Consider the following 7,838-nt stretch of genomic DNA (forward strand, 5'->3'; position numbering starts at 1 on the left):
CGACGGCCGCGAGGGCGGCGGACGCCAGCGCCGCGGCAGGGAGCGCGGCGAGGGCCGTGAGGGCCGCGAGAACCGCGGCGAGCGCGGCGAGGGCCGCGGCGACCGGAACGACCGCAGTGACCGGAACGACCGCGGCGACCGCGGCGACCAGGGCGGCAACCGGCAGCGCGGCCAGAACCAGGGCGGCGGCGGCCAGAGCGACGACGACGAGGCCGGCGGCAGGGGACGGCGCGGGCGCCGGTTCCGCGAGCGCAACCGCGGCCGCGGCGGGCGCGAGCGCTACGAGGAGCCGGTGATCAGCGAGGACGACGTCCTCATCCCGGTCGCGGGCATCCTCGACATCCTCGACAACTACGCCTTCGTCCGGACGACCGGCTACCTGCCCGGCCCGAACGACGTGTACGTCTCGCTGGCCCAGGTCCGTAAGAACGGGCTGCGCAAGGGCGACGTCATCACCGGCGCGGTGCGGCAGGCGCGGGAGGGCGAGCGGCGCGAGAAGTTCAACGCGCTGGTCCGCCTCGACACCGTCAACGGGATGGAGCCCGACCAGGCCAAGGGCCGCGTCGACTTCACCAAGCTGACCCCGCTGTACCCGCAGGAGCGGCTGCGGCTGGAGTCCGACCCGGGCATCCTGACCACCCGGATCATCGACCTCGTGTCGCCGATCGGCAAGGGCCAGCGCGGCCTCATCGTCTCGCCGCCGAAGGCCGGCAAGACGATGGTGCTCCAGGCGATCGCCAACGCGATCACCAAGAACAACCCGGAGTGCCACCTGATGGTCGTCCTCGTGGACGAGCGTCCGGAAGAGGTCACCGACATGCAGCGGACGGTGAAGGGCGAGGTCATCCACTCGACCTTCGACCGCCCCGCCGAGGACCACACGACGGTCGCCGAGCTGGCGATCGAACGTGCCAAGCGGCTGGTCGAGCTCGGCCACGACGTCGTCGTGCTGCTCGACTCGATCACCCGGCTGGGCCGCGCCTACAACCTGGCGGCGCCGGCGTCCGGGCGCATCCTGTCCGGCGGTGTCGACTCGACCGCGCTGTACCCGCCGAAGCGGTTCTCCGGCGCCGCGCGCAACATCGAGAACGGCGGCTCGCTGACCATCCTCGCCACCGCGCTGGTGGAGACCGGGTCCCGCATGGACGAGGTCATCTTCGAGGAGTTCAAGGGCACCGGCAACATGGAGCTCAAGCTCAACCGGTCGCTCGCCGACAAGCGCATCTTCCCGGCGGTGGACGTCGACCAGTCGTCCACCCGCAAGGAGGAGATCCTCATGGCGCCGGAGGAGCTGCGGGTCGTCTGGCAGCTCCGCCGGGTGCTGCACGCGCTCGACACCCAGCAGGCGCTGGAGCTCCTCATCGAGAAGATGAAGGAGACCAAGTCCAACGCCGAGTTCCTCCTCCAGGTGCAGAAGACGACGGTCTCCGACGACCGCTGATCTCCCCCTTCGAGGACTCTTCGACGCCCCCGTCCGGTTCGTCCGGGCGGGGGCGCCGTCGTTCCCGGGCCGTCCCGCGGCGGGGATGGTGGGGATAGCCCCACCTCGGATGCGGCGGGGGACATCATGGTGGTGCAGGCCCTCCGGTCGGCAGGCTTGAGCCGTACGGTGGAACGGGCACGGAGGGACGACGTGGGCGAGCTGAGCAGGGATTCCGGCGCCGGCCGGCGCGGGGAGTGGGACGTCGACGCCGCGGGCGCGGGCGCGGGCTCGGGCTTGGGCGGCGGGGCGCGCAGGGCGGACGGCGGGGCTCAGGTCCGGTCCGTCCTGAACACGTCGTGGGCTCCGGTCGACATGATCCGGTCGTCGCTGACGTGGCGTTCGGCGCTGTACCTCGGGGTGAGCCTGGCGTTCGGGCTCGGCTGGTTCATCGTGCTGACCGTCGGGCTGGCCCTGTCGATCGGCACGATGATCATCTGGGTGGGGCTGGTGCTGCTGGCCATGCTGATGGTCGCGTGGCGGTTCGGCGCGATGCTGGAGCGCAGGCTCGTCCGCGCGGCGTTCGGCGTGCCCCTCCCAGACCCCTACCGGCGGCTGCCCGCCGGGCGCAACCCGCTGCGGAAGCTCAGGGCCATGGCGGGCGACCCGGCCACCTGGAAGGACCTGCTCTACCTGGCGCTGCTGTTCCCCATGGCGCTGGTGGAGTTCGTCATGTCGGCGGCGGTCTGGGGGGCGACGGGCACGCTGCTGCTCATGCCGGTGATCGTCGCCGCCGACGGCGGGACGGAGATCAACGTGGGGATCCTGTCGTACTGGGCGGGGAACTTCTTCACGGCCCTGCCGGTCTCGCTGTTCGGGCTCGCCTTCCTCGTGGTCGCGATGTACGTGACGCGGACGGCCGGGATCGTGCACGCGTCCGTCGCGCGGCTGCTGCTCGGCCAGAGCGCGTCCCAGGCCGAGAACCGCGAGCTCCGGGAGCGGACGGCGCACCTCCAAGCGAGCCGGGCGCGGGGCGTGGACGCGGCCGAGTTCGAGCGGCGCCGCATCGAGCGTGACCTGCACGACGGGGCGCAGCAGCGGCTGCTGGCCGTCGCGATGGACATCGGCCGCGCCCGCGCGAAGCTGGACGACGACCCCGAGGGCGCCCGCACGCTGATCGAGCAGGCGCACTCGGGCACCAAGGAGGCGATCTCCGAGCTGCGCGACCTGGCGCGCGGGATCTACCCGGCGATCCTCACCGACCGCGGCCTGGACCCGGCGCTGTCCGGGCTGGCCGCCCGCGCGCCCGTGCCGGTCGAGGTGGAGGTGGACCTGCCGGAGCGCCCGCCGGCCGCCGTGGAGAGCATCGCCTACTTCATCGTCGCGGAGTCGCTGGCGAACATCGCCAAGTACGCGCGGGCGACCCGCGCGTCCGTCCGCGTCGCCCGCGAGGACGCGTGGGTGGTCGTCGAGGTGATCGACAACGGTGTCGGCGGCGCGGTCGCGCGGCCCGACGGCGGCCTGTCCGGGCTGGCCGACCGGGCCGCGACCATCGACGGCATGCTGATCGTGGACAGCCCGCCCGGCGGCCCCACGATCATCCGCGCGGACCTCCCCTGCACCTGGTGACCGAGGCCCCGCCCCGGCCCCGTCGAAACACTGCGGCGTCCTCCGGGGCGCCGCTCCGGTCCCGCCTAGACACTGCGGCGTCCTCCGGGGCGCCGCTCCGGTCCCGCCTAGACACTGCGGCGTCCTCCGGGGCGCCGGCCCGGTCCCGCCGACCCGGGGCGCCGTGCGGGCCCGAAGCGCCGCAGCGTCCTCCGGGGCGCCGTGTGGCCGTGTCGGCGGTGAGATCGCCGGGACGGCCCGCGGGGCCGATAATGGGCGCATGCGGGTAGTGATCGCCGAGGATTCGGTGCTGTTGCGCGAAGGGCTCGTCCGGCTGCTCGACGACGCGGGGATCGAGACCGTGGCGACCGTCGGGGACGGGCCCGGCCTGCTCGGCATCGTCGAGGAGCACGCCCCCGACCTCGCCATCGTGGACGTGCGGATGCCGCCCTCGTTCACCGACGAGGGGCTGCGGGCGGCGCTGGCCGTCCGGGAGCGGCGGCCGGAGACCCCGATCCTCGTCCTGTCGCAGTACGTGGAGGAGCGCTACGCGACCGACCTGATCGGCGGCGGCGCCCAGGGCATCGGCTACCTGCTCAAGGAGCGGGTCTCGGACGTCGCGGAGTTCATCGACGCGGTCCGCCGGATCGCCGCCGGCGGGACGGTCATCGACCCGGAGGTGATCGGGCAGCTCCTCGGCCGGCGCCGCACCGGCGACCCGCTGCGGGCCCTGACGCCGCGCGAGCACGAGGTCCTCGGGCTGATGGCGCAGGGACGCTCGAACGGCGCCATCGCGCAGGACCTGGTGGTCACCGAGGGCGCCGTGGAGAAGCACATCTCCAACATCTTCATGAAGCTGGACCTCCAGCCCGCGCAGGGCGGCCACCGCCGGGTCATGGCCGTCCTGGCCTACCTGGGCCGCGCCGAGAGCTGACGCCCGCCGGGCCAGGCCGCCGGGCCAGGCTGCCGGGCCGGGCGCCGGGGCGGGCGCCGCGGGGAGCAAGATCGGGAATGCCCGATGACCTCGGCACGTTCGGGTATCTGGCACACTTGGAGTGCAACCGCCGCGGTACCGGTTCACGCCTCCCCACTTTTCTCCCACGGCTCCGCCGTGCGGACGGGGCGCCCGGCGACCGCACAGAGCGAGGAGACACCATGAAGCCCGACATCCACCCGAACTACGTCGTCACCACGGTGACGTGCACCTGCGGCAACACCTTCGAGACCCGCAGCACCGCCGAGAACGGCGTGATCCACGCGGACGTGTGCTCGAACTGCCACCCGTTCTACACGGGCAAGCAGAAGATCCTCGACACCGGTGGCCGGGTGGCGCGCTTCGAGCAGCGCTTCGGCAAGAAGAAGGCCGGCAAGTAGGACGGCCGCTCCGCAGCGACCAGGGGCGGCCCGGGGACTACCCAGGTCCCCGGGCCGTCCGAAGTCGGCATCCGGGTCCCGTCCGGGGCCCGGGTCCGGAACGGCCCAGGACACACCGTGAATCTCGACGATCTCATCAGCGAATACGCGGGCATCGAGGAACGGCTCGCCGACCCGTCCGTCCATGCCGACCAGAACCTGGCGCGGCGGCTCGGCAAGCGCTACGCCGAGCTGCGGCCCATCGTCGAGACCTACCGCGAACTGACCGCCACCGAGGACGACCTCGCCACGGCCCGCGAGCTGGGCGGCGAGGACGAGGCGTTCGCCGCGGAGGCCACCGAGCTGGCCAAGCGCAAGGACGACCTGGAGGAGCGGCTGCGGCGGCTCCTCGTCCCGCGCGACCCCAACGACGGCAAGGACGTCATCCTGGAGGTCAAGGCGGGGGAGGGCGGGGAGGAGTCCGCGCTGTTCGCCGGCGACCTGCTCCGCATGTACCTGCGGTACGCCGAGCGGGTCGGCTGGAAGACCGAGGTGCTGGACTCCCATCCCTCCGACCTCGGCGGCTACAAGGACGTCACCGTCGCCGTGAAGGCGAAGGGCGGCGCGGAGGAGGGCGTCTGGACGCGCCTCAAGTTCGAGGGCGGCGTCCACCGCGTGCAGCGGGTGCCCGCCACCGAGTCGCAGGGCCGCATCCACACGAGCGCGGTCGGCGTGCTGGTGACGCCCGAGGCCGAGGACGTCGACGTCCAGATCGACCCGAACGACCTCCGCATCGACGTGTACCGGTCGTCCGGTCCCGGCGGGCAGAGCGTGAACACCACCGACTCGGCGGTCCGCATCACGCACGTGCCGACCGGCGTCGTGGTCTCCTGCCAGAACGAGAAGAGCCAGCTCCAGAACAAGGAGCAGGCGCTGCGGATCCTGCGGTCGCGGCTGCTCGCGATGGCGCAGGAGGAGGCCGACGCGGCGGCGTCGGCGGAGCGCAAGAGCCAGGTCCGCACCGTCGACCGCTCCGAGCGGGTGCGCACCTACAACTACCCGGAGAACCGGATCTCCGACCACCGCGTCGGCTACAAGGCCTACAACCTCGACCAGGTGCTGGACGGGGACCTGCACAACGTGACCCAGGCGCTGGTCGACGCCGACATGGAACGACGACTGGCCGAAGCCCAAGGATCATGAAGCTGCTGCTCGACGAGATCGCCAGGGCCACCGCGCGGCTCGCCGACGCGGGCGTCGCCTCTCCCCGCGCCGACGCCGAGGAGCTCGCCGCGGCCGTGCACGGGGTGAAACGCTCGGAGCTGCACGGCGTCCCCGACAGCGCGTTCGACGCCCGGTTCTGGGAGTTCGTCGCGCGGCGCGAGGCCGGCGAGCCGTTGCAGCACATCACGGGCCGCGCGTTCTTCCGGTACCTGGAGCTGAAGGTGGGGCCGGGCGTCTTCGTCCCGCGCCCGGAGACCGAGGTCATGGTCGGCTGGGCGCTGGAGACGCTCCGCGACATGGACGTCCGCGACCCCCTGGTCGTCGACCTCGGGACGGGCTCGGGCGCCATCGCCCTCTCGATCGCCCTGGAGGCGCCCCGGGCGCGCGTCCACGCGGTGGAGAAGGACCCCACGGCGTTCATCCACGCCACCCGCAACATCGAGGAACTCGACGAGCGCGGTCGGGTCCGCCTCCACCTGGACGACTTCGGCACGGCCCTGAAGGAGCTGGACGGCACCGTCGACCTCGTCGTCAGCAACCCCCCGTACATCCCGATGAGCGAGTGGGAGTACGTGCCGCCCGACGTCCGCGACCACGATCCGGCGGACGCGCTGTGGGGCGGCGGCGACGACGGCCTGGACGCCATCCGCGTCGTCGAGCGCACCGCCCGGCGCCTGCTCCGGCCCGGCGGGTACGCCGCCGTGGAGCACAGCGACCTCCAGGGCAACGGCGTGTACTGGATCTTCGCGGAGGAGAACGGCTGGCGGGACGTCCGCAACCGCCGCGACCTGACCAACCGGGACCGGTTCGTCACCGCCCGCCTCGCCGCGGACTGACCCGGCACCGGCGCCGGGGCACGGGCTCGCGGCCACGCGGGCGCGCGGACGCGCACCGGCCGGCGGGGCACCACCGGGCGTCCGGGCGTGGATATCCTGGGGCCTGCCACTTGGACGAGTGCCGTCGCGCAGATGGGAAGACGGGCGATCGTGAGCCGACGTTATGACTGCTCGGAGCCGCTGGAACGCAGCCGGGGAATCGCCGAGGCGTTCTCGGCCGTGCGGCGCGGCGAGCTGATCGTCCTGCCGACCGACACGGTGTACGGGGTCGGCGCGGACGCGTTCATGCCGCAGGCCGTGTCGGCGCTGCTGGACGCCAAGGGCCGCGGCCGGGAGATGCCCCCGCCGGTGCTGGTCGGCTCCGTCCGCGCGGCGACCGCGCTGGTCGAGGACCTCGGCACCTACGGGCAGGACCTCATCGACGAGTTCTGGCCGGGCGCGCTGACGCTGGTCTGCCGCGCGAACCCGAACCTCATGTGGGACCTCGGCGAGACCAAGGGCACCGTCGCGGTGCGGATGCCGATGCACGAGCTGGCCGTCGAGCTGCTGAAGGAGACCGGCCCGCTCGCGGTGAGCAGCGCGAACCTGAGCGGCCGGCCCGCCGCGCGCACCGCCGACGAGGCGGAGAAGATGCTCGGCGACTCCGTCGCGGTGTACCTGGACGGCGGCCAGTCGGGGCATGCCGAGCCGTCCACGATCGTGGACCTCACGGGGCCCATCCCGCGCCTGCTGCGCGCGGGCGCCATCCCCGAGGAGAAGATCCGGTCGGTGGTCGGCGTCCTCCTCACGGAAGAGGACGAGCCGGACGAGGCCTCCGAGGACACGGCCGCCCCCGACGACGTGACGAGCACCGGGAGCGCGACCGAAGCGGAGGCTGGAACGGCGACCGGGGCGGCGGCCGAGGCGAAGGCCGAGACGGCGGCCGAGGCGAGGCCGTCCCTCGTCAAGGAGCAGCCCGGCGACGCCCCAGAGGCCTCGCAGGCCGCTGCGGAGCCCGCGTCCAAGCCCTCACTCACCAAGGACGACTGAAACCCCGCAGCGAGGGCCTCAGCGCGGAACGTCGGCCTTCCCGGGCCGCTGCTCTGCCCCTGCCAGGCGCCGCGTCCTAGTGCAGGGCCTTGAAGAAGCGGAAGGCGGCGCGGAACACCGGCCCGGTACCCACGATCCTGCGGAGCGGCGAGGGGACCGAGGCGTTCCATGTGCTCCGGAACGGCCCGTAACCGAGCTTGGCCGACTTCTTCAGCTTGACGACGGTCTCCGATCCCGCCTTCTCCAGCAGCGCCTTGACCCATTCGGGCAGACGTCCGCCGCGGGCGGCGGGGGTGGCGGCGGCCGGACGGGAACCGGATCAGGCCTCGTCGAGCTCCGCGGTCAGGTTGCGGACCGCGTTCGGGTCC

7 protein-coding genes are annotated in these 7,838 nt (G+C 73.0%); all 7 read left to right on the forward strand.

Annotated elements, in window-relative coordinates; genetic code table 11:
* On the forward strand, nt 1-1,441 hold a 1,441-nt coding region (rho, locus tag E1300_RS45355; RefSeq protein WP_131763461.1), incomplete at its 5' end, for a transcription termination factor Rho.
* Between the two features lie 192 nt (nt 1,442-1,633).
* Nucleotides 1,634-3,049: a sensor histidine kinase gene (locus E1300_RS45360; protein ID WP_242619810.1), complete on the forward strand. Its 1,416-nt coding sequence runs from the start codon at nt 1,634-1,636 to the stop codon at nt 3,047-3,049.
* Nucleotides 3,050-3,308: 259 nt separating this feature from the next.
* Nucleotides 3,309-3,962, forward strand: a complete 654-nt coding sequence (locus E1300_RS45365; RefSeq protein ID WP_131763462.1) for a response regulator transcription factor — start codon at nt 3,309-3,311, stop codon at nt 3,960-3,962.
* Between the two features lie 221 nt (nt 3,963-4,183).
* Nucleotides 4,184-4,402 (forward strand): 50S ribosomal protein L31, encoded by a 219-nt coding sequence (gene rpmE / locus E1300_RS45370; RefSeq protein WP_021598595.1) that lies wholly within the window; start codon nt 4,184-4,186, stop codon nt 4,400-4,402.
* Between the two features lie 117 nt (nt 4,403-4,519).
* A complete protein-coding gene (gene prfA, locus E1300_RS45375; RefSeq protein WP_131763463.1) occupies nt 4,520-5,584 on the forward strand; it encodes a peptide chain release factor 1 in 1,065 nt (354 codons plus the stop codon).
* Nucleotides 5,581-6,441, forward strand: a complete 861-nt coding sequence (prmC, locus tag E1300_RS45380; RefSeq protein ID WP_131763464.1) for a peptide chain release factor N(5)-glutamine methyltransferase — start codon at nt 5,581-5,583, stop codon at nt 6,439-6,441. Before prfA ends, prmC begins: the two co-directional genes overlap by 4 nt.
* 150 nt (nt 6,442-6,591) lie before the next feature.
* Complete coding sequence (locus E1300_RS45385; protein ID WP_131763465.1) at nt 6,592-7,470, forward strand: L-threonylcarbamoyladenylate synthase; 879 nt, start codon at nt 6,592-6,594, stop codon at nt 7,468-7,470.
* The last annotated feature ends 368 nt before the right edge of the window (nt 7,471-7,838 follow it).

The sequence above is a fragment of the Actinomadura fibrosa genome (assembly GCF_900659615.1).
In the GTDB taxonomy this organism is placed as follows: domain Bacteria; phylum Actinomycetota; class Actinomycetes; order Streptosporangiales; family Streptosporangiaceae; genus Spirillospora; species Spirillospora fibrosa.